This is a genomic window from Proteus sp. PR00208, from assembly GCF_016238545.1.
Taxonomy (GTDB): domain Bacteria; phylum Pseudomonadota; class Gammaproteobacteria; order Enterobacterales; family Enterobacteriaceae; genus Proteus.
The window spans coordinates 127,587-148,741 of sequence record NZ_JAEHQE010000006.1 but is presented as its reverse complement, the minus strand read 5'-3'; the positions used below and the strand labels follow the sequence as shown (position 1 = coordinate 148,741).

Here is a 21,155-nt window from a genome sequence, read left to right as displayed (position 1 = left end):
GATAATTCTTGTTTTTCCAGCCTCTGAATAAAAATTTAATCGAGAGTAGAGAAGACTGGATGAAAATCGTTTCCTATAGTACTAAACATTATGATCGTAAGCACATGGAATGGGTCAATCAACATAATGGATATCATTATGATATTGAATATTTCGATTTTAATTTAACAGAACAAACTGCAAAAAATGCCGTTGGCGCTGATGCTGTCTGTATTTTCGTCAATGACGATGCAAATCGTGCGGTTTTACAAGAACTTGCTAGCCTTAATATACGTATTCTCGCATTACGTTGCGCGGGCTTTAATAATGTTGACTTAGAAGCCGCCGCTGAATTAGGCATTACTGTTGTTCGTGTTCCTGCTTACTCACCAGAGGCTATTGCAGAACATGCTGTTGGTATGATGCTGTCACTTAATCGTCGTATACACAGAGCTTATCAACGTACTCGTGATGCTAACTTCTCATTAGAAGGCTTAACTGGCTTTAATATGCATAATCGTACTGCCGGTATTATTGGTACAGGTAAAATAGGATTAGCAACATTACGCATATTAAAGGGTTTTGGCATGAAGTTACTTGCCTATGATCCTTACCCAAACCAAGCTGTACTTGATTTAGGTGCCGAATATGTTGATTTGGCGACGATTTACGCAAACTCCCATGTAATTTCATTACATTGCCCATTAACCGCAGATAATCATCATCTATTGAATGAAACTGCTTTTTCACAGATGAAAGATGGTGTGATGATTATTAACACCAGTCGCGGTGCATTGATTGACTCTGCGGCTGCGATTAATGCATTGAAACAAGGCAAAATTGGTGCACTGGGAATGGACGTTTATGAAAATGAACGCGATCTTTTCTTTGAAGATAAATCAAATGACGTTATTCAGGATGATATTTTCCGTCGTCTTTCTTCTTGCCATAACGTGTTATTTACTGGGCATCAAGCATTTTTAACAGAAGAAGCCTTAATCAGTATTAGTGAAACAACTCTGCACAATATTAAAGAGATTGCTTCAGGTAATGAGTGCGTTAATCAGATCAAAGCTTAATTCTAGGCATTAAGAATAAATGTAATAAAAAGCCCCCTTCGCCATAGATTAGCCAAGGGGGCTTATTTTATTTATCATCGATACGACACTTATTTTCCTTGAGTGTCGATAACTTCTGTTGATTGTGTTGAATCAAAACGTGAAAGAATTTCGTTCTCTTCATCTACTGTAAATTGTGAAACCAATTTAGCTAATTGATGAGCTTCATCATCCATATTTGCTGTGATAGCTGCTGATTCTTCAACCAATGCTGCATTTTGCTGAGTAACGGTATCCATTTCACTGACGGCCAACGCTATTTGGTTAATACCCATGCTTTGTTCATTAGAAGCAAGGGCAATCTGTTGCATAAAGTCATTTACCTGATTAATGGTTGTAACGATCTCTGACATTGAACGTCCAGCTTGAGCAACCTGTTGCGAACCAACATGCACTTTATTAACAGAGTGCGTAATCAACTCATTGATCTCTTTTGCAGCTTCGGCACTGCGGCTAGCTAAACTGCGCACTTCAGACGCAACAACGGTAAATCCTCTACCTTGCTCACCTGCTCTTGCTGCTTCAACTGCCGCATTCAGTGACAAAATATTCGTTTGATTGGCTATGCTGTTAATAATGTCATTGATATCTGCAATTTTTTTCGCACTTTCAGAGATTGAAGACATGGTCTCTACCACGCTATCCATCACATTTTCGCCATTTTGAGCAGATGCCGTTGCTGTTAGTGCTAATTTGCTAGCTTCACGCGAGTTATCCGCATTTTTCTCAACTGTTGTTTTAATTTGCTCCATGCTCGCAACAGTTTCTTGTAATGCACTAGCCTGCTCCTCAGTACGGGAAGATAAATCAGTATTTCCTGTCGCAATTTCACTTGCACTTACACTGATGGTATTCACTGCATTTTTGACAGATGCGATCATATGGCTTAATGAATTTTTCATCTTATTCATTTCATTGAATAACTGACCAAATTCATTAGTACCATGATTCTCTACACGCATACTTAAATCGCCTTGGCTCATCTTACTAAATATGTTGATTAAGATTTTAATATTGCCAATAAACGTATGAGAGAACCAACGTAATATAAAGATAAATAAGAGAATAACGACAGTGCCAATAGAAATCGACACCAACATCAAGCGTTCTTGGGATGTTTTTGCAATATCGATATAGCTATTCTCAATGCCATTAGCAACAGCATAATATTGCATAGTAATATCATTTAGCTCATCCATTTTAACACTGGCAGAGTGTGTTGTTAGCTCACCTTTACGCAGTTTATCTAGTGCGCCAGTGAAGATATCCAGCAGTTCATCAAAACGCTTTGTCATATCATCGGCTAATTCTCGCCCTTCTTGGGTGAGTTTTTCCGTATCTGACCAACGATGGATCTCTTCACGCGTTATTTCAATATATTCCGCAGTTTGGTGAAAGTATTTTGCTGAGGGTTTTTCATTAACGCGTAATTGTCCATCTAACCCATTAATATTTGCCCTGATCACCGCCATTTGATATCGCGCTTTGCCCATAAGTAACATTTGCTGACTGAGGCTATTTGATGAAACGAAATTATTGTAGGAGCGAGTGGAAGCATCATAACTAAAATAAATAATGCTCATAATCAACGCAAACAAAATGGCCAGCATGACCTTAACGGTCTTTTCTATACTGATATTTTTAAACATGGTCATATTCCATCAAAATATACAGAGTTTGTTATCTGTACATTTGTAAGATATCAGAATGCACTCTTTCTCTGATAAAGAGCATATTCCCTAGTGTCAATAAAATAAGGCTAAGATTTATTCATTAGAATATAAAGGCACGTAGGATCTACCTTTGTTTATAATGTCGGTAATAATGAGAGAAAACTTTAGAGTATAGTGAAAATCATTTTTCATTTATGAAATAAACGATTGTTTTAGCCACCAAGATACAAATTAACTATATAATATCCCGCAATGAAGGTGATTTTACTCAGAAAAAGATAATTTATTAATTATATTTTAGTTTTTTTGATTTTATTTATATATTTTCATATTAAGTTTTAATAGGTATATTTACCTATTAACATTAATTAATTTAATTCTGAGATTAATTTACAGTGAGTTTTAAAAGTGTTTTATTTCCAATAAAAATAAAGCAGTTTCTAAAAACCGCTTTTATTGTTTATTTATTATGAGTAATTTAGCTTTATTAAGAAATTTAAATAATTTTTTCTATTAATAGTTTTTCAGTTAGTTCAATAAGTCTTATCACATTTAATGGGGTTTCTATTTTTCTGACTTCTTCCAAAGAAAGCCATTGGAAAGAATTATTTGTTAATCGGCTATTTTTTAGCGGCTTGCAAAGGTAAATCATATCAATGTGATAATGAAATCCTTGTTTTTTATCGTGGATGGGTTCTTTTAAAATGGCGAGAGGTTTTACAAGCTCAATAACATCATTGTTATTGAGGTTAAGGCTAAATTCAGGTTGATAGCAAAGACACTCACACAGTAAGCCTGTTTCTTCTTCTATTTCTCTTAATACTGCATCTTGTGGCTCTTCATTTTCTTCTATATGACCACCAGGTGGTAACCAACAACCTATTTTAGAGTGTAAATGGAGAAGGAATTTGCCCTGTTCATTGAATACAATGCCCGTTGCGGTGAAATGACTCTTAGGCACTTCTATTGTCATAATATTCTGATCCTTTACTCTATTTATTTTTACCCAATGTACATCACACCTATCATTATTTTTGTGCTATTTATGGTCTTTCACATTTATTGAAGATTGTTTCATTCCCATTAAAAAATCAGAAAATATCGTTTTAAAATCCTTACAAGCATTTTCAGGTAATGTAGTTTCATTTTTTAAATTAATCGCAATATGCGTAACAAATCCATAAATTAAATTAACGACAATATCAGGAGAATAGGTACAAATTTCTTGTTTATCATAAAGCGTATCTACACATTTTTTTATTCGAGGAATAAGAATTTGTGAATCAATTTCATCCCATTCCTTCCAACCTAAAACGGAAATTATTTCTTGTAGGGGAATAAGCTTATCTTTATGTTGATAAATATGATCAACACAGAAACTAAAAATAGCCTCTAACTCTTGCCATTGATCATCATAGGTAGGAATTTGAACCAGTTTTTCAACAACCTTATCAACCTGAAAAAGATAGCACTCTTTTAATAAGGCTTTCTTATTACTAAAGTGGTGATAAAACGCCCCTTTCGTTACTCTTGCGTGACGTGATATTTCATCAACAGAAACATCACAATAGTTTTGATTTATAAATAGTTCTTGTGCAGCTTCACGTAACGCAGAGCGCGTTTGCTCTGAATTCTCTTGTTGCCGTGATTTTATTTTCATGATAAAACCCTTAAAACATACCATAAGTATGTAATAATATATGGGTATCAGTTTCGTGTAAACTGAACAAAATATTTTCAGGAAATCATCATGTCATCTCAGTACAATGGGCTTATCCCCTCCAATACCTTATCCTCATTTAATATAGAAATTATCAAAGAACTCCTTCTCTGGATTGAGGTGAATCTGGAAAAACCGTTGTTACTTGATGATGTGGCAATTAAATCAGGTTACACAAAGTGGCACTTACAACGTGTATTTAAACAAGCAACGGGTTTAACGCTTGCTTCGTATATTCGAGGAAGACGTTTAACAAAAGCTGCAACAGAGTTACGGTTAACAAAGTTACCTATTCTCACTGTTGCATTGCGTTATCAATTTGATTCTCAACAGTCATTTACTCGTCGCTTTAAAGCAACATTTGGTGTTACACCAACGGAATATCGTAAACTTGATAATCTTTGTGGTAATAATTTCCAGCCCCCCATTAATTTTGATGTTATTGATTTACCTATTCCTAAGATTATGGAATTACCAGACAGTTATGTTTACGGCATGCAATATCAATATTTTTGCTCTATAGAAGATATTGGCAAATTACATGAAGATATTCGTCATCAATTTTGGAATGATTTTTTACTGTATACTGATAAAAATTTTACGGAAAGTACGGTGCTTATCTCATACCAACCCAATACTTTACGTAAAAATAAAATCCAAATTGATTATGAAATTGGCTTGAATAACTTAGATCATTTTACAAAAACCAGTGGTTTTAGAAAAAGAGTGATAGAAGGAGGACGTTATGTCCGATTTCAATTTAAGGGAACATTAGAAGAATATAAGCAGTTTGCGATGAAAATTTATTTTTATACGCTACCTGCATTAGGTTTATGTCGTCGCTTAGGCGCTGATATTGAAAGGTATGTCAGTATAGAAACTGATGTTGATTTAATGGAATTACCAAAAACCTTAGAGATTGATTATTTCGTTCCCATCCATTGATGATCCTCAAATAGCTTGAATTTTCAGGCTATTTTATTAAGAGCAGATTAATTTCATAGTGACTATCTGTGCGATAAATTTTTCATCACTTGTTTCTGTACAATAATTCACTAAATTAGCTGTTTACTTATTATTAAAATAAAATTTCGTATTACCTCCCTACAAAAACAAATAAGGTGATCATGCGCATTTCACTTCTATTTTTACTCTCTACTTTTTTGCTTCCTTCTTTTGCAAGTTATGCAAAAATATCGACACATCTACTCCCACGGAAAGATGGTAGTGAAATTAGCTATTACTTGGATAAACGAGCTGAAAAAAACCAAACTCTATTAGTATTAATGCAAGGCTCTGACTGTAACAGCATTAAAAATAACATGTTTATCCAAGAAACCTTTGGTCAGTGGTTACCAAATAGTGATGTTCTCATGGTGGAAAAATACGGTATTACCGCCCTATTACCTTATTCACAATATGATGGTGAACGTGTTGATTGTCCTAAAATCTATAAGCGTCATGATAATCCCAAGCAACGAATCGAAGATTATGAAGCTGTGTTAGATAAATTATCCTCACAGTATCCGAATATTATTTTAATTGGTGGAAGTGAAGGCGCCACGATGGTGCATTTAGTGGTAACTAAGCGCAATGATATTAAAGCAGCTATTGCGTTAAATGGCGGGGGTCGTTTTTTTCTTGATGATGTTCTTTATAATATCCGCCATACCACACCGAAAGAATACGTTGAAGATGCTCTAAATGGCTTTCAGCAATTTGCTGACGCAATAAAAAATAATCAAATAGATGATGAACAATTTATAAGCGAACACAGTAAAATATGGTGGCAACAATTTTTTACTATCGATTTACTCAAAGTCATTAAAAGTAATCAACACACCCCTGTATTAATTATTCAGACACTTAATGACACTAATGTAAATGTCGATGCATTTCATCAATTAAGCCAAGATATCAATCAGCCTAATGTGAAATTTATTAAATACAATAAGCTAGATCATGGGTTTTATAATGAACAAGGCGAGCGTTTAACGAATGAAATAATCAGCGATATACAGCAGTGGTACTCTCAATATACAAAATAATTTTATCTTTTTTATTGGCTCGCATTCTTATTATCCTATACTTCAATAGTAACAAATTTGCTTACTAACTGATTTAAAGCAGGATCTTTATATCGTTAATTCTGTATAATAATTATTATTCTCTCTTTTAAGTTTGGGATAAGAATGGAAAGCACGACTGCACTTTTACGTCTTGATAAAATAAGTTATCGAGTCGATAACAAAACTATCCTCGATGATATCAATTTTGAACTTCAACCTTCTGAATTTAAACTTATCACAGGCCCTTCAGGTTGTGGTAAAAGTACCTTACTCAAGATTGTCGCTTCTCTATTATCACCTACCAAGGGCTCAATTTTCTTTGAAAATAAAGACTATTTAACGTTGTCACCCGAAGAATATCGTCAACAAGTTTCTTATTGCACTCAAACACCTATGTTATTTGGTGAAACTGTTTACGATAACCTTAAATTTCCTTATTTCTTACGAAAACTCTCAGTGGATGATAAGAAACTAGCACATGATTTGGATTATTTTTGTTTACCTGAATCCATTATGAAAAAAGGAATTAATGAACTTTCTGGCGGTGAAAAGCAGCGTATTTCACTGATAAGAAATCTGCAATTTATGCCAAAAATCTTATTACTTGATGAGATAACAAGTGCATTAGATGAAGATAATAAAACAAAAGTGAATGATGTTATTCACCACTACGTTAAAGATCAAAATCTTGGTGTGTTGTGGGTTACTCACGATCAAAATGAAATAAAACACGCTGATGATGTGATTTTATTACCTTCTCACAATGATGCCTGATTTTTTATTTCTTTCTCAGTCATCCTTTTGTTATAAGCGAACATAATATTATGAACGAACATACGATAAGCAATGAATCTCTAATTTTCTCGCTTTTATTAGTTCTCGTGGCTATTTTTATTAGTCGCAAAGAAAAACTAGCTTTAGAAAAAGATATTATTTGGAGTACAGCAAGAGCCATTATTCAACTATTAATTGTTGGCTATGTCTTGACCTATATTTTCCATGTTGACCATTTTATTCTCACCTTCTTAATGGTGTTATTTATCTGCTATAACGCAGCTCATAATGCCAAAAAGCGAAGTAAATACGTTAAAGATATTTTTCTGATCTCATTTACTGCTATTACAACTGGGGCACTATTAACTTTAACTATTTTATTGCTCACCAGTTCTATTGCTTTTACACCAATTCAAATTATTCCTATTACGGGGATGATTGCGGGTAATGCGATGATAGCAACAGGGCTTTGTTATAATAATTTGGGTCAACGTTTTCAAAATCAACAACAGCAATTGCAAGAGATGTTAAGCCTTGGTGCGACACCTAAATTAGCCTCAATGAGTATTATTCGAGATAGCATTAAATCTTCATTGATCCCGACCGTTGATGCAGCAAAAACTGTGGGTATTGTGAGTTTACCGGGTATGATGTCAGGGCTTATTTTTGCCGGTGTTGATCCATTACAAGCTGTTAAATATCAAATTATGGTGACTTTTATGTTGATGGCAACAGCCAGTATTTCAACCATTATTGCTTGCTATTTAACCTATAAGAAGTTTTTTAATCAGCGACACCAGCTTATTAATCTTGAAAACCGCTAAATTATAGCCATTTAACTATATTGATAAAGGTCACTCAATTGAGTGACCTTTTTTATTACTTACTAAGAAATCGGTTTAAAATCTTATTTTAATACCGTACATCCCATTTTTTTGACTAACTCACCAGATTGAGATTTCACACCTTGAGCGCTTTCAGGTAATTGACTCCAGAGTGTTAGACCTGTACGTGCTTCCACTTCTGCCGCAGTTACTTGGAATTCACAGAAATTTGCTTTTTTCGGTGTTTGTTGATCCATAATAAACGCTGCATAAGAGGAGTTTTCAGGTGAATCATTTAGAAAAACCACTTTAAAATAAGCGCTTGGAATTGTGTGATCTTTATCTGTACTTGGCAATTTACCCATATCTCTTTCATAGATAGGGCCAGTAACTGTAAAGACTTTATGACCTTCTTTTGCCAAATTACGCTCTTGATCTTCTAATCGCACCCACGCACCTTGGTTTAAATCTGCTTTTTGTGGTGTGATATTCGAAAGATAGTTAAGTGCATTCCAGCCAGGCAACGCAGCCAATGAAGCTAAAGGCGCCTGATGACCACGGTCAACTTTTAATGTGGCATTGGCATTTTTGTAATCCGTTGGCGATAAGGTTTCATCATTACCTAAAGCTGGGTCTTTTTTCCAGTTACGTGCTTTACCACTACCAATACTGTCTTTAGTCACTAAATAAGCAACCCAGTCCGCAAACTTGGTTTCGCTATTATTATTTAATGTATAAACATCACGTTGAATTGTGGTTTCACTGCCTCCTAATGGACAACCAATACCACAGTTTTCATCATTCATTGCACGCATTGAAGTATCACGCGCAACGGCAGATGGTTGTGTTTCAAGATCAGGCCCTACCATCGTCTCTGAATTGGCATAGCTAGTTGAAACCATAAGAAGTGATAAAATAATCGGGGTAATACGTTTCATATAAAATTCCTTTTTATAAAATGAAGAAACAAAAAAACTCGCCGAAGCGAGTTTTGATGTTTTAGATAAGAGAAAATCCATTCTTCTCTTTTAGTGAATTCTGGTAATAAACGATAAAGAAAAGCGCATCATTTTAATATTGATGTGCTTTTCAATGACTGAATACGACTCAGAATTTTGCTATAAAATATGGAGGGAATTTTCACAGCACTAAAATGCAAAAAGCCCCGCATAAGCGAGGCATTTATTCATTTAGTTGGTGAAATTCAAATTTCCCACCATGAGAATAATCATGGACTATATTTCCCATCTCGTCAATAGATTTTCTTAAAAAGATTATTTGATGAATATTTTTTCTCTTATTGGCATCAAATCAGGAATTTTTTATCATTGACATCATGTCAATCGGTATAGCTGACCCAGCAATATCTATTGTCATTACTTAGCTCCTTTAACAAAAAGCGCCTATAAAGGCGCTTTTTAATGAAAAGAAGTAATTAACCACGCCCTTTCGGACGATTAAGAATATGATCTTCCCAATCTTCAACTTCCGTTTCTGGTACCGCAATATATCTTACGGAAATATTGCCTTGGTGCATTTTTGCTTTATTACCTGCAATAAGTGGATGCCAACTTTGTAACGTCTTACCCTCTGCTAACAGGCGATACGCACATGTCATTGGTAGCCACTCAAATGTTGGTAAATTATACCGTGTAAGCTTGATACAATCTGGCTCATAACGGAAACGATCTTCATAATTACTGCATTGGCAAGTTTTAATATTTAGCTGATTACAAGCGACATTGGTAAAATATATCTCATCAGTATCGTCATCCATTAACTTGTGTAAACAACACTGTCCACACCCGTCACAGAGCGATTCCCACTCATCATCACTCATTTCATCTAATGTTTTAGTCTGCCAAAAAGCCTGTGTCATCTCTACGTTATTACCTTATTGCTCATCTAATACGAATTAAATAACCCGCGTTGTCAGCTGATGTTCATTAACACTTAATACCAACATATCGCCTGACTCTAGAGGACCAACACCTTCAGGTGTCCCCGTTAAAATCACATCACCAGGACGTAGAGTAAAAAAGCGAGACATATAGCTGATAAGGGGTAAAACAGGGGTTAGCATATCACGACTGTTACCCTGCTGACGAATCTCGTCATTAACACGTAACATTAAATCCGCATTTTGCGGGTCGCCAAATGAATTGACAGGGATAAAACCTGATAATGGTGCAGAGCCATCAAATGCTTTACTTTTTTCCCATGGTTGCCCTGCTTTTTTCAATTTACCTTGTAAGTCACGTAATGTGAGATCAAGACCAAGACCGAAACCCGCAATTGCACGATCAACCCTATCTTCATTAGCTTGCTTAAGTGGCTGACCGATAAGTACCGCTAATTCAATTTCGTGATGAACCGCTCCCATATCTTTTGGGATAGCAATAGGTTGGCGAATATCACACATTGCTGTTTCTGGTTTGATAAAAATCACAGGCTCTTCTGAGCGAACGGACCCCATCTCTTTAATGTGATTTGCATAGTTACTGCCAACGCAAATCACTTTATTGACAGGAAAATCAAGTAACGCACCTTCCCAATCACGATGTTGATACATAATGTGTTCCTTTTAGGTAAATTGCTGTGTTTTATTTCACTATAAAAACGCGATTAGCTCGCGTTAGGTAGTGAATTTATTTTATTAGCAACGCCATCAGCCATTGTGACAATACTGAGGGCAAAAAAGTAAGAGCTGTTCCAATGCATAATCGTACGGAAGTTCTGTGTTACTAAATAGCTTCTGTGCAAATCATCATCAGGAATGATTAACCATACAGTCATAGCATCGTTCAATTGGCTATTTACAGGTAATTGAACACCCAACGCTTTCCATTGAGCGACCGTTTTTTTCTGTTCGGTCTTAATGCCTTCAAGCTGTTGGTTAAAATCTACCGATAAAGTAACCTGTTCTCCCCAAGGAAGTCCACTTTTCCAACCTTCAGTCGCTAAATAGTTAGCAGCCGAAGCAAATGCGTCTTCTTGAGTATTCCAAATATCGATTTTTCCATCACCATTGCCATCTGCGGCATAAGTTAGGAAGGAAGATGGCATAAACTGAGTTTGCCCCATAGCACCCGCCCAAGAGCCTTTGAGACGCTGTCCTTGAGGGATATGTCCTTCTTCAATAATCTCTAATGCTGCCATCAATTGACGAGCAAAAAGTTCTTCTCGACGGCCTTCAAACGCAAGCGTTGCAAGTGCAGAGACAACATCTTCTTTGCCTTGCACCTTACCAAAGCCACTCTCAAGTCCCCATAACGCAACAATATAGTTTGCAGGCACACCATATTTTTTGCTGATTTGTTCTAGGGTATCTTGATTCTCTTGATAAAGCTTAGCCCCTTGGTTTAAACGCCCATTGGTGACAATGCGCGGTAAATAAACATCGAGTGTGATTTTCTTTTCCGGTTGATTACGGTCTGATTTAATCACTCGTTCAATAAAATGTGCTTCTGAAAAAGCAAAATCTATTGTTTCTTGTTTATATCCCAATTGAGCTGCTTTCAATTTTAACGCTTCAACATAAGCAGGAAATTGTGCAGAAGTACGAGTTTCTTTAGGAAACGCTTGTTCTAACGATGCAACATTCACTTGTTTCCATCGAGGCATTTTTTGTGTTTCAACTGCCTTTTCCTCTGGTGCAGTAATTTGCCTTTCAGCCAATTTTTGTTGGCTATGAGTACACGCAGATAACATTAAACCGGAAACAATCACAGCGATGAATGAATATTTGAACATTTATGCTCCTTTTATCTCGATGATTTATTCAGTTTTTTCTGATTTTTTTAATTCATCTAAATAAGCATTTAACATACTTTCGACAGGGGGTGGAACTTGTAAGTAAAAACCCTGCTCAACTAATGCTTTTTTGACTTTTTCAATGTCAGCATGCGCTAAACGCTGTCTATCCGCGAGATTAAGCAACATTGAAAATTGTGGTTCGCCAAAACTTTGTAATAATTCGTCCGGAATTCGAGAGAAATCATCCTTTTTTTCGATGTATAAATAAGTTTGATCACGTTTGGTACTACGGTAAATTGCACAAATCATTTTCATTAAACTCTAATTATTAAAATAAGCGACTTGCCTGAATATTTTAGTAAATATAACATGCTTATATACTTTCGTAATATCGTCTCTGGTTTTTTGTGCCAGATTATAAAAAATTTACTGAGTCAGATAGATGTCAAACACGCCCATTGAGTTAAAAGGCAGTAATTTTACCCTTTCAGTACTCCATTTAAACGATGGAACACCGAAAGTTATTCGTCAGGCTATTTCAGAAAAAATTGCACAAGCGCCTCAATTTCTGAAAAACGCACCTGTGGTTATCAATGTCTCTGCTTTAGCAGATGAAAATATTGATTTTAAAAAACTGAGGCGAATTGTAGAAGATGCTGGCTTACGAGTCGTGGGAATTAGTGGTAGTTCAAACGCTCAACAGAAAGAAGCGATAATTGCCGCACAGTTACCTATCTTAAATGAAGGTAAAATAGTTAAGCCAAGCACTCAGGCAAATAACGATAAAACGAATGAAGCACCGACAGTTGTTCGTCAAAAAACAAAAATCATCCATACACCTGTGCGTTCAGGTCAGCGTATTTATGCTCAAAATAGCGATTTAGTCGTTATCAGTAATGTAAGTGCAGGCGCTGAATTAATTGCTGATGGTAATGTTCATGTCTACGGTGTGTTACGTGGACGTGTGCTTGCAGGAGCATCGGGTGATCAAGAGAGTCATATTTTTTGTACACATCTGTCTGCTGAACTTGTTTCTATTGCTGGTCAATATTGGCTAAGCGACCAAATTCCTACAGACTTTGTTGGTAAATCAGTACAACTGAGTTTGCAAGAGAATGAATTAACAATCGAGAACTTAATTTAGAGCATCGACAAGGAATCACTCCATGGCACGCATTATTGTTGTTACGTCAGGTAAAGGTGGGGTTGGTAAAACAACTTCCAGCGCGGCCATTTCTACCGGCCTCGCTCAAAAAGGTCATAAGACGGTTGTTATCGACTTTGACATTGGGTTGCGTAATCTAGACCTTATCATGGGTTGTGAACGTAGAGTTGTTTATGATTTTGTTAATGTTATTCAGGGTGATGCTTCTTTAAATCAAGCATTGATTAAAGATAAGCGTACAGAAAATCTATTTATTCTCCCTGCTTCACAAACAAGAGATAAAGACGCGCTCACTCGTGATGGTGTCGAACAAGTATTAGATGAACTTGATGAAATGGGTTTTGATTTTATTATCTGTGATTCACCTGCGGGTATCGAAAGTGGCGCTTTGATGGCTCTTTATTTCGCAGATGAAGCTGTTATCACCACAAACCCTGAAGTGTCATCAGTACGTGACTCCGACCGTATTTTAGGCATTCTTGCCTCGAAATCACGTCGTGCTGAACGTGGTGAAGAACCAATTAAAGAACATCTGCTATTAACACGTTATAACCCCGGTCGTGTTAACCGTGGTGATATGTTAAGTATGGAAGATGTCCTTGAAATTCTATGCATTCCACTCTTGGGTGTTATTCCAGAAGATCAATCTGTTTTACGTTCATCTAACCAAGGTGAACCTGTTATTTTAGATAGCGAGTCTGATGCGGGTAAAGCCTATTCAGATACAGTAAATCGTTTGTTAGGTGAAGAACATCCATTCCGTTTTATTGAAGAAGAGAAAAAAGGCTTTCTGAAACGCCTTTTTGGGGGGTAAAAGATGGCTTTACTAGATTTTTTCCTGTCGCGTAAAAAGTCGACAGCTAATATTGCCAAGGAGCGTCTACAAATTATCGTAGCAGAACGCCGCCGTGGTGATAGCGAGCCAGCTTATTTACCTGATATGAAAAGAGATTTATTAGGTGTCATCTGCAAATATGTGCAGATAGATCCAGAGATGCTTTCAGTTCAATTTGAACAAAAAGGTGATGATATCTCTGTATTAGAGCTAAATGTGACTTTACCTGAGAGTGAAGAACCTACAAAGTAAATCATATTTTACGCTTTACATAAGTCATTATTCACAGAGCCAGCCATGAACTATAATTAATTTGATTGGCTCTGTGTTTAATTATATACAAATTGAATACACCTGAATGCGCAAATAGCGCTATATCTCGTTGCTATTTTGATCATTGGTGATAAGTCAAAGGAGTTTTTTTATTCCGTTATAACGTTTATTTTACGCCCTGTTTATTTAGCTTATTAATCCGTATCACCTATTTTTTATAGGCGATTTTTTTGTGCGCAAAAAATAAGAGCCTCAAAAGAGACTCCTATTTATTGAACTAATGATACCGACTTCATTTCAAGTATTTGCTATTAGAAAATAAGCCGTTAACAAATTTAGGAATATTGTGCCAAAATTTCAGTGACTTTTTCTTCTAATAAGGCTTTACGCCAGCGTGAAGTAAGCTCAGGTTGCCCTTCTCTTATTTTCCAATGAACACTCAATAATTGATTTATTTGTCTTCTTGAGGCTAATAATTCAGGGTTATAACGCTTGTCTTCACTAATTTCTTGAATAACCGATTTGATTGCTTTAAACGCTTTTTTATAGTTTGGTTGTTCAATTAAATTGCCAATAGGCTCTGGGCAATCTTCATCTTTAATTTCTTTTGCCTTAGCAACAAAATCTAATAAGCGACGACCATGACAACGAATTTCTTGACCAGAAAGCGATAACGCATCTAATTCTGCTAGTGATGAAGGAAAATAACGAGCAACAGACCATAAATGTTCTTCTCTTACAACGAAGTTTAATGCCATATCACGAGATTTAGCTTGATTTAAACGCCACTGAGCAAGCATTTGTAAGCATGCTAGCTGTTGGCCTTTTAATTGCCATGCATTGCTAATATCACGATAGGCAAGCTCTGGTACAACCGTTTCTTGTCGACGTTCTGCAATCATGTTGCATTCATCTGCAATGGCATCCATATAGCCTGCTTCTTCAGCTTCTTTAATTAATTTTTCAGCTAAAGGTAGCAAATAGAAAACATCACCACTGGCATATTGGCACTGTTTTTCAGTTAAAGGTCGCGCTAGCCAATCTGTTCGAGATTCACTTTTATCGAGTGCAACATTTTCATATTTCTCAACTAATGTCGCAAAACCACAAGAAATGGGATGACCTAAGAATGCAGCAACGACTTGAGTGTCAATCATAGGTGTTGGAACACAGCCAAACTGGTGAGAAAAGACTTCGAGATCTTCACTTCCCGCATGGAGAAACTTCATAATGTCTGAGTTTGTTAGTAGCTCAACAAAAGGAGCCCAATCCTTAATTGCTAACGGATCAATAAGAGAGATCTGCTTACCGTCATACATCTGGATCAAACCAAGATGTGGGTAATAGGTTCGTATGCGGACAAACTCTGTATCTAAAGCTATTTGTGAAGCCTCAGAAGCGGCTTTACAGGCGGTATCTAATGCAGTGTCTGTCGTAATCAATTGATAATTCAAAACAGGTTTCTCTTATTTTTATGTCTAATGACTTTTTTATGTAATCACAAAAACGCCGGTATAAACCGGCGAAATTGAAAAAGGTTATTGAGTGTTGTATCAAGATTCAGTTGAGGTTTTCAACTCTTTTTCTTCATTTCTTAACTCTCTGCGTAAAATTTTACCAACATTTGATTTTGGTAATTCATCGCGGAACTCAATAATTTTAGGTACTTTATAACCTGTTAGGTAACGACGACAGTGTGTTTTTATCTCATCTTCTGTTAATGATGGATCTTTTTTCACAATGAAAACTTTAACTGCTTCACCTGAGTTTTTACTCGGTACGCCAATTGCAGCTGATTCTAAAACCTTAGGATGCGCCGTGACAACTTCTTCGACTTCATTAGGGTATACATTAAAGCCTGAAACTAAGATCATATCTTTTTTGCGATCAATGATACGAATAAAGCCTTCGTCATCCATTGTAGCAATATCACCAGTTGCAACCCAACCATCATGTAAAACTTCATCAGTTGCATCAGGACGATTCCAATAACCTTTCATTACTTGAGGACCACGAACCCACATTTCACCGCCTACAGTGCGGTCAACTTCGTTACCTTCATCATCCATAAACTTCACATCCGTTGAAGGTACAGGTAAGCCAATACTACCACTGTATTTTTTCAAATTATAAGGGTTACCAGTGACTAAAGGAGAACATTCAGTCAAACCATAACCTTCTAACAAATGTTTACCCGTTAACTCTTCCCACTCTTTAGCAACACTACTTTGAACGGGCATACCACCGCCAACAGAGAGGTTTAGTTTGGAAAAATCAAGCTGACGGAATTCTGGATTTTGTAACCAAGCATTAAATAAAGTATTTACGCCAGTAATTGCCGTGACAGGGTAACGTCCTAGCTCTTTAATTGTGCCTTTCACATCACGAGGGTTGGTAATAAGTAAATTTTTACCACCAATTTCAATAAAGAGCAGACAGTTTACGGTTAAAGCAAAAACGTGATATAGCGGTAACGCTGTAACCACCAGCTCTTTACCTACATTTAGTGCAGGTACATAAGCCGCTTTTGCTTGCTCAAGATTTGCCAACATATTGCGGTGCGTTAACATAGCACCTTTAGCAATACCTGTTGTTCCCCCTGTGTATTGCAAGAAAGCTAGGTCACTTCCTGTAATTTCAGGTTTGATATATTGCATACGATAACCAAAATGCATTGCTCTACGGAATGAAATGGCATCAGGCAAGTTATATTTAGGCACTAATCGTTTGATATATTTAACAACAAAGTCGACTAATGTTGCTTTAGGACGAGATAGCTGATCACCCATTCGGGTTAAAATAACGTGTTTAATACTGGTATTAAATACGATTTTTTCGAGCGTATGCGCAAAGTTAGAGACTATTACAATGGCATTTGCACCACTGTCATTTAATTGATGTTCAAGTTCTCTTGGTGTGTAAAGTGGGTTTACGTTTACGACAACCATGCCTGCACGAAGAATACCGAAAAGCGCGATAGGATATTGCAGTAAATTAGGCATCATTAAGGCAACACGATCACCTTTTTTTAATCCTAAGCCGTTTTGCAGGTATGCTGCAAAAGCACGGCTACGCTCTTCAAGTTTGCGATAAGTCATGACCTCGCCCATATTGATAAAGGCGGGTTGATCTGCGTAATTTGCGACAGCGTTTTCAAGCATCTCAGCAAGGGATGCAAAACGGTCCGGGTCAATTTCAGCCGGAACATCTGCCGGATAACGTTTAAGCCAGACTTTTTCCAAAGTAGTACTCCTGATTAATCGCACTTCTTGGGTTAATATTATGTTTCATTTTTAACAAAGTATTAACTCATCCTACCAGCACAAACAATTTTCTGTTGTGAAGATGCGAAGTGTGTCACTAAATATTTTATTTTTAGATTAACAAAAAAGAAGGCGGTCAAAACCGCCCTCTCTTTTATTTTTATTCAACTTTAATAACTCTATTAGATAGTTACCTAATATATTATAGATATTGATTATACACCGTTTCTCACAAATGGAGATAAAATATTATTTTGTCATGGAATCTAATACCCATTTTTTATTCTAAAACGGGCACAACCTGACCGGTTCCATATGGATATCCACCGTAACCGCCATATCCATGATGATAACCCCAATATGGGCCATCTCCATAATATCCCCATGTCATAACAGGTGCTGGCATAATGACTTGTTGTGTCAGCGTCCAACGTTTCATGCCCGTCACATCAATACGTAAAAATGGATAACTCGCTTCACCGACTTTGCCAGTTTCAACACCTTTAATAGTACCAACTACTGTTACATACTGATTTTTATAATCGGTAGGATCTAAGAAATGCATAACATTCGCATAGAGACGACCAATAGAAGGCTGTTGCAATTCGGGCGCAGCATCATATTGAGAAAGAGGCATAACAGCAATTTCTAGCTGTGTTGATGATTGAAGATTTTTAACATCAATCACACGTCCACCAAAACGCCCTTCTTGGCCAATATAAAGCTCAGGTGCAACAAAAACTCCATTTAAATCAGTAACAGGCGTTGCTGATGTACCTTTTATTGATTCAGGTATAGAGACGCATCCCGCCAGAAACAAAGCACCAGATAGAAATAGCGCTTTGTTTACCAAACGGTAGTTTAATTGTCTGTTCATAAACCACCTCATTGCAAGTCATTATTGACGTTACTCTATAGTACTATTATAGCTTTACTCTTCGATTTCTAATAGATACTCACAAATCTATTCACGACCGGGCAATTTTTTCCACGTCACTTCATTACGTAAATACACAGGCTCAGCGTCTTCAACTTTGGTTGCTTTACCTTCATGCCAAGCGGTTACAGCAAGGGGTAACATATCTTGTGCAGCAGGTAATGTAATCTCAGTTTCAACAACAGTGAAAGACAACGCTTTTTTTAAATCAGGATAAGCTTGCCAGCCTGTACCTGCCATTGCCCATGTTCCTGTTGTTGATTGTAATGCTTCAATAAACTGCTCAGGTTTCATCACCGCTTCAGTGTCTTCCCCCACCCAAGCACCTGCATCATTACGCTGATATTGAGCGCAATAGATTTCACCCATACGCGCATCGATTGCCACGAGAACTTGTTTAATACCCGTTGTTCTAAAGACACCTTCAGCCATTGTGGCAAGTGATGAAATACCAATCATGGGCAACTCAGCACCTAACGCAATACCTTGTGCAACACCAACACCAATACGAACGCCAGTAAAGCTCCCTGGGCCTCGTCCAAAAGCAAGTGCATCTAATGATTGCAATGTGATGTTTGCTTCTTCTAAGGCGCTTTTCACCATAGGTAAAATCTTTTGTGTATGTTCACGAGGTGAGATTTCAAAACGTGAAGCAACAACGCCTTCATTCCAAACTGCAACTGAACAAGATTCTGTTGCAGTATCAATTGCTAAAATTCGCAGTGACACGCCATAACTCCGGCAAATTCGATAATTAAAAGAGGAATAATAATATCATAATAGTGTTCAACAGAATAAACACACATTCTGTGCGATCGCTATTATGAATCCGATATTTCTTGTATTTCATTCTGCTGTGCGCGTTGGCTCAAAAATTTCATTGTTTTATCGAGTGAACGCGTTCGTGGTGATGGTGGCAGACTACTTAAAAAAACCTCGCCATATGCACGAGAAACCAATCTATCATCACAAACTATAATTGCACCATAATCGTGTACATCACGAATTAATCGCCCGACACCTTGTTTTAAACTAATAACAGCATCAGGAATTTGGACATCTTTAAAGGCATCTCCGCCCCGCAACTCACAATCTTCAATACGTGCTCTTAATAAAGGATCATCAGGTGCTGTAAAGGGTAATTTATCAATAATCACACAAGACAATGTATCTCCACGCACATCAACACCTTCCCAAAAACTTTGAGTCGCCACTAAAAGCGCATTTCCTGATGAGATAAATTTTTGCAGTAATTGCGTTTTACTCATCTCTCCTTGCATCAATACGGGTAATGGCAAACTGGCTTTGAATTCTTCGGCAAGTCCACGCATCATGGCATGTGAAGTACAGAGGAAAAAACAGCGACCTTGGTTTTTTAAAATAACAGGCGTGAGCATAGTAGCTAAACGTTTCGCCGTATAAGATTGATTTAATGGTGGCAAATAACGTGGTACACAGAGTAATGTCTGATGTTGATAATCAAACGGACTGTTTAAAATCAGTGTTGTCGCATTTTCTAAACCGAGCCTGTCTGTGTAATAAGACATCTGTTCATTTACAGAAAGTGTTGCAGAGGTAAACACCCAACTACTTTTATGTGATTTGATAAGCTCACGAAATTTATCGGCCACAGAAAGTGGCGTAATGGCCAGTAAAAAATGGCGACCATAACTTTCAAACCAGTAGCTATAACCCGGAATTGTGGTATCAATCAGGCGTTTTAAGCGATTGCGATAAACGGTGGCGCGTTCAAAAGCACTATCAAGTAATTGGCTTCGCCCTAACGAAAGTTTCATTACGTCATAACTCAGTTCTAAGGCATCATCCAGTAACGTAAGAAAACGTTTTGTTTCACCACCTTGCAATAGCTCACGTAAATTTCCACGATACCCCGTATCACCTAACGCTAAGCGAAAATCCATCACCATTTGCGTTAATCTATCAGCGCTTTTTTGCAACTGAACTTGATCACGGACTTCTGTGCGATAAGCAACTGTCATGTCTCTGGCGAGATCAAAAAGCTGTCTACTGGTAAGTTGTTGACCAAAATAGTGACTAGCGATATCTGGAATTTGATGGGCTTCATCAAAGATCATAATTTCAGCTTCCGGAATTAGCTCACCAAAACCAGTATCTTTAACGACAGTATCCGCCATAAATAAATGGTGATTAACCACCACAATATCCGCATCCATTGCTTTTTTACGTGCACTTAAAACATAACACTCTTTATAGCGAGGGCAATCACTGCCTAAACAGTTATCGTTAGTACTTGTGACTAAAGGCCAAACACGACTGTCTTCAGCCACGCTATGACAACGGCTCACATCACCATCTTCTGTCTGCGTTGACCATTGACGCACATACATTACATCAGACAAAACTTCAGCCTCGAGATCACCACCGCTCAGCATTTGCTGATCAAGCCTTTCCAAGCAAAGATAGTTAGAACGCCCTTTTAATAACGCCGTATTACCATCATAATTAATCGCTTCAATGATCGTGGGTAAATCTCGACTATATAATTGATCTTGCAAGGCTTTAGAGCCTGTTGAAATAATCGTTTTTTTACCCGAACGCAACGCGGGCACAAGATAAGCATACGTTTTTCCTGTCCCTGTACCCGCTTCAGCGATAAGTACACCTTGCTTATCAATAGTTTCCTCTATTGATTTCGCCATTTGTCGTTGAGCTTCACGGGGATGAAATCCTGGAATAGTTCGGGTTAAAATCCCGTTTTCTGCAAAATCGTCTGACACAGGCATACTC

At 37.1% G+C, this 21,155-nt stretch carries 21 protein-coding genes; 8 read left to right on the top strand and 13 right to left on the bottom strand.

Annotated features, from left to right (window positions below; all coding sequences use genetic code 11):
* The first annotated feature begins 59 nt into the window (after positions 1-59).
* Entirely contained in the window at positions 60-1,058 is a 999-nt protein-coding gene (locus JEP36_RS06740; RefSeq protein WP_109372260.1) for a 2-hydroxyacid dehydrogenase, read from the top strand.
* 89 nt (positions 1,059-1,147) lie between these two features.
* Here JEP36_RS06740 and JEP36_RS06735 read toward each other — a convergent pair whose 3' ends face one another.
* The 3 genes from JEP36_RS06735 to JEP36_RS06725 form a co-directional block, all read right to left on the bottom strand.
* Positions 1,148-2,746, bottom strand: a complete 1,599-nt coding sequence (locus JEP36_RS06735) for a methyl-accepting chemotaxis protein (protein ID WP_198620007.1) — start codon at positions 2,744-2,746, stop codon at positions 1,148-1,150.
* 520 nt (positions 2,747-3,266) lie between these two features.
* Positions 3,267-3,743, bottom strand: a complete 477-nt coding sequence (locus tag JEP36_RS06730; RefSeq protein ID WP_198620006.1) for an NUDIX hydrolase — start codon at positions 3,741-3,743, stop codon at positions 3,267-3,269.
* Between the two features lie 66 nt (positions 3,744-3,809).
* Positions 3,810-4,430, bottom strand: a complete 621-nt coding sequence (locus JEP36_RS06725) for a TetR family transcriptional regulator (RefSeq protein WP_198620005.1) — start codon at positions 4,428-4,430, stop codon at positions 3,810-3,812.
* Positions 4,431-4,520: 90 nt separating this feature from the next.
* Here JEP36_RS06725 and JEP36_RS17840 point away from each other — a divergent pair, with 90 nt between their 5' ends.
* The 4 genes from JEP36_RS17840 (at position 4,521) to fetB (ending at position 8,157) form a co-directional block, all read left to right on the top strand.
* Positions 4,521-5,435 carry a helix-turn-helix domain-containing protein gene (locus JEP36_RS17840; RefSeq protein WP_109372256.1) on the top strand — a complete coding sequence of 305 codons (915 nt, stop codon included), beginning with the start codon at positions 4,521-4,523 and terminating at the stop codon, positions 5,433-5,435.
* A 182-nt stretch (positions 5,436-5,617) separates the two neighbouring features.
* Positions 5,618-6,538: an alpha/beta hydrolase family protein gene (locus JEP36_RS06715; protein ID WP_198630006.1), complete on the top strand. Its 921-nt coding sequence runs from the start codon at positions 5,618-5,620 to the stop codon at positions 6,536-6,538.
* Between the two features lie 144 nt (positions 6,539-6,682).
* A complete protein-coding gene (fetA, locus tag JEP36_RS06710) occupies positions 6,683-7,333 on the top strand; it encodes an iron efflux ABC transporter ATP-binding subunit FetA (protein WP_198630005.1) in 651 nt (216 codons plus the stop codon).
* 50 nt (positions 7,334-7,383) lie between these two features.
* Positions 7,384-8,157 (top strand): iron efflux ABC transporter permease subunit FetB, encoded by a 774-nt coding sequence (fetB, locus tag JEP36_RS06705; RefSeq protein ID WP_109372253.1) that lies wholly within the window; start codon positions 7,384-7,386, stop codon positions 8,155-8,157.
* An 83-nt stretch (positions 8,158-8,240) separates the two neighbouring features.
* Here fetB and JEP36_RS06700 read toward each other — a convergent pair whose 3' ends face one another.
* The 5 genes from JEP36_RS06700 to JEP36_RS06680 all read right to left on the bottom strand — a co-directional run bounded on the left by JEP36_RS06700 (position 8,241) and on the right by JEP36_RS06680 (position 12,222).
* Positions 8,241-8,972 (bottom strand): DNA/RNA non-specific endonuclease, encoded by a 732-nt coding sequence (locus tag JEP36_RS06700; protein WP_232797488.1) that lies wholly within the window; start codon positions 8,970-8,972, stop codon positions 8,241-8,243.
* Between the two features lie 620 nt (positions 8,973-9,592).
* Positions 9,593-10,036, bottom strand: a complete 444-nt coding sequence (locus JEP36_RS06695) for a YcgN family cysteine cluster protein (RefSeq protein WP_088495473.1) — start codon at positions 10,034-10,036, stop codon at positions 9,593-9,595.
* 36 nt (positions 10,037-10,072) lie between these two features.
* Positions 10,073-10,729 (bottom strand): fumarylacetoacetate hydrolase family protein, encoded by a 657-nt coding sequence (locus tag JEP36_RS06690; protein ID WP_100159367.1) that lies wholly within the window; start codon positions 10,727-10,729, stop codon positions 10,073-10,075.
* Between the two features lie 53 nt (positions 10,730-10,782).
* Positions 10,783-11,910 (bottom strand): lytic murein transglycosylase, encoded by a 1,128-nt coding sequence (locus JEP36_RS06685; protein ID WP_109372251.1) that lies wholly within the window; start codon positions 11,908-11,910, stop codon positions 10,783-10,785.
* 24 nt (positions 11,911-11,934) lie between these two features.
* Positions 11,935-12,222 carry a YcgL domain-containing protein gene (locus tag JEP36_RS06680; protein WP_069369136.1) on the bottom strand — a complete coding sequence of 96 codons (288 nt, stop codon included), beginning with the start codon at positions 12,220-12,222 and terminating at the stop codon, positions 11,935-11,937.
* Between the two features lie 133 nt (positions 12,223-12,355).
* Between JEP36_RS06680 and minC the strand changes: the two genes are divergently transcribed.
* From minC to minE, 3 genes are read left to right on the top strand one after another with little or no spacing between them, the layout of a single operon-like run.
* Entirely contained in the window at positions 12,356-13,057 is a 702-nt protein-coding gene (gene minC, locus JEP36_RS06675; protein WP_109372250.1) for a septum site-determining protein MinC, read from the top strand.
* A 22-nt stretch (positions 13,058-13,079) separates the two neighbouring features.
* Entirely contained in the window at positions 13,080-13,892 is an 813-nt protein-coding gene (gene minD, locus JEP36_RS06670; protein WP_109372249.1) for a septum site-determining protein MinD, read from the top strand.
* A 3-nt stretch (positions 13,893-13,895) separates the two neighbouring features.
* The gene (minE, locus tag JEP36_RS06665; protein ID WP_023582089.1) at positions 13,896-14,165 is read left to right on the top strand and encodes a cell division topological specificity factor MinE; all 270 of its coding nucleotides are present in this window, start codon (positions 13,896-13,898) and stop codon (positions 14,163-14,165) included.
* A gap of 356 nt (positions 14,166-14,521) precedes the next feature.
* Here the strand turns inward: minE and rnd are convergent, their stop codons facing one another.
* The 5 genes from rnd to JEP36_RS06640 form a co-directional block, all read right to left on the bottom strand.
* Positions 14,522-15,640 (bottom strand): ribonuclease D, encoded by a 1,119-nt coding sequence (rnd, locus tag JEP36_RS06660; protein WP_198619999.1) that lies wholly within the window; start codon positions 15,638-15,640, stop codon positions 14,522-14,524.
* Between the two features lie 99 nt (positions 15,641-15,739).
* Positions 15,740-17,428 (bottom strand): long-chain-fatty-acid--CoA ligase FadD, encoded by a 1,689-nt coding sequence (gene fadD, locus JEP36_RS06655; RefSeq protein WP_109372247.1) that lies wholly within the window; start codon positions 17,426-17,428, stop codon positions 15,740-15,742.
* A 301-nt stretch (positions 17,429-17,729) separates the two neighbouring features.
* Positions 17,730-18,326 carry a Slp family lipoprotein gene (locus tag JEP36_RS06650; RefSeq protein ID WP_198630004.1) on the bottom strand — a complete coding sequence of 199 codons (597 nt, stop codon included), beginning with the start codon at positions 18,324-18,326 and terminating at the stop codon, positions 17,730-17,732.
* Between the two features lie 87 nt (positions 18,327-18,413).
* On the bottom strand, positions 18,414-19,115 hold the full coding sequence (tsaB, locus tag JEP36_RS06645; RefSeq protein WP_109372245.1) for a tRNA (adenosine(37)-N6)-threonylcarbamoyltransferase complex dimerization subunit type 1 TsaB: 702 nt from the start codon (positions 19,113-19,115) through the stop codon (positions 18,414-18,416).
* 92 nt (positions 19,116-19,207) lie between these two features.
* Complete coding sequence (locus tag JEP36_RS06640) at positions 19,208-21,151, bottom strand: ATP-dependent DNA helicase (protein ID WP_198625670.1); 1,944 nt, start codon at positions 21,149-21,151, stop codon at positions 19,208-19,210.
* Positions 21,152-21,155 lie beyond the last annotated feature (4 nt).

Excerpts from the sequence above, each read along its gene's own strand:
- JEP36_RS06685 (WP_109372251.1), bottom strand. The coding sequence starts at position 11,910 with ATGTTCAAATATTCATTCATCGCTGTGATTGTTTCCGGTTTAATGTTA.
- JEP36_RS06650 (WP_198630004.1), bottom strand. The coding sequence starts at position 18,326 with ATGAACAGACAATTAAACTACCGTTTGGTAAACAAAGCGCTATTTCTA.
- JEP36_RS06680 (WP_069369136.1), bottom strand. The coding sequence starts at position 12,222 with ATGATTTGTGCAATTTACCGTAGTACCAAACGTGATCAAACTTATTTA.
- JEP36_RS06640 (WP_198625670.1), bottom strand. The coding sequence starts at position 21,151 with ATGCCTGTGTCAGACGATTTTGCAGAAAACGGGATTTTAACCCGAACT.
- JEP36_RS06715 (WP_198630006.1), top strand. The coding sequence starts at position 5,618 with ATGCGCATTTCACTTCTATTTTTACTCTCTACTTTTTTGCTTCCTTCT.
- JEP36_RS06725 (WP_198620005.1), bottom strand. The coding sequence starts at position 4,430 with ATGAAAATAAAATCACGGCAACAAGAGAATTCAGAGCAAACGCGCTCT.
- fetB (WP_109372253.1), top strand. The coding sequence starts at position 7,384 with ATGAACGAACATACGATAAGCAATGAATCTCTAATTTTCTCGCTTTTA.
- JEP36_RS06690 (WP_100159367.1), bottom strand. The coding sequence starts at position 10,729 with ATGTATCAACATCGTGATTGGGAAGGTGCGTTACTTGATTTTCCTGTC.
- minE (WP_023582089.1), top strand. The coding sequence starts at position 13,896 with ATGGCTTTACTAGATTTTTTCCTGTCGCGTAAAAAGTCGACAGCTAAT.
- minD (WP_109372249.1), top strand. The coding sequence starts at position 13,080 with ATGGCACGCATTATTGTTGTTACGTCAGGTAAAGGTGGGGTTGGTAAA.
- JEP36_RS06740 (WP_109372260.1), top strand. The coding sequence starts at position 60 with ATGAAAATCGTTTCCTATAGTACTAAACATTATGATCGTAAGCACATG.
- fetA (WP_198630005.1), top strand. The coding sequence starts at position 6,683 with ATGGAAAGCACGACTGCACTTTTACGTCTTGATAAAATAAGTTATCGA.
- minC (WP_109372250.1), top strand. The coding sequence starts at position 12,356 with ATGTCAAACACGCCCATTGAGTTAAAAGGCAGTAATTTTACCCTTTCA.
- JEP36_RS17840 (WP_109372256.1), top strand. The coding sequence starts at position 4,521 with ATGTCATCTCAGTACAATGGGCTTATCCCCTCCAATACCTTATCCTCA.
- JEP36_RS06700 (WP_232797488.1), bottom strand. The coding sequence starts at position 8,972 with ATGCGTGCAATGAATGATGAAAACTGTGGTATTGGTTGTCCATTAGGA.
- JEP36_RS06695 (WP_088495473.1), bottom strand. The coding sequence starts at position 10,036 with ATGACACAGGCTTTTTGGCAGACTAAAACATTAGATGAAATGAGTGAT.
- JEP36_RS06730 (WP_198620006.1), bottom strand. The coding sequence starts at position 3,743 with ATGACAATAGAAGTGCCTAAGAGTCATTTCACCGCAACGGGCATTGTA.
- JEP36_RS06735 (WP_198620007.1), bottom strand. The coding sequence starts at position 2,746 with ATGTTTAAAAATATCAGTATAGAAAAGACCGTTAAGGTCATGCTGGCC.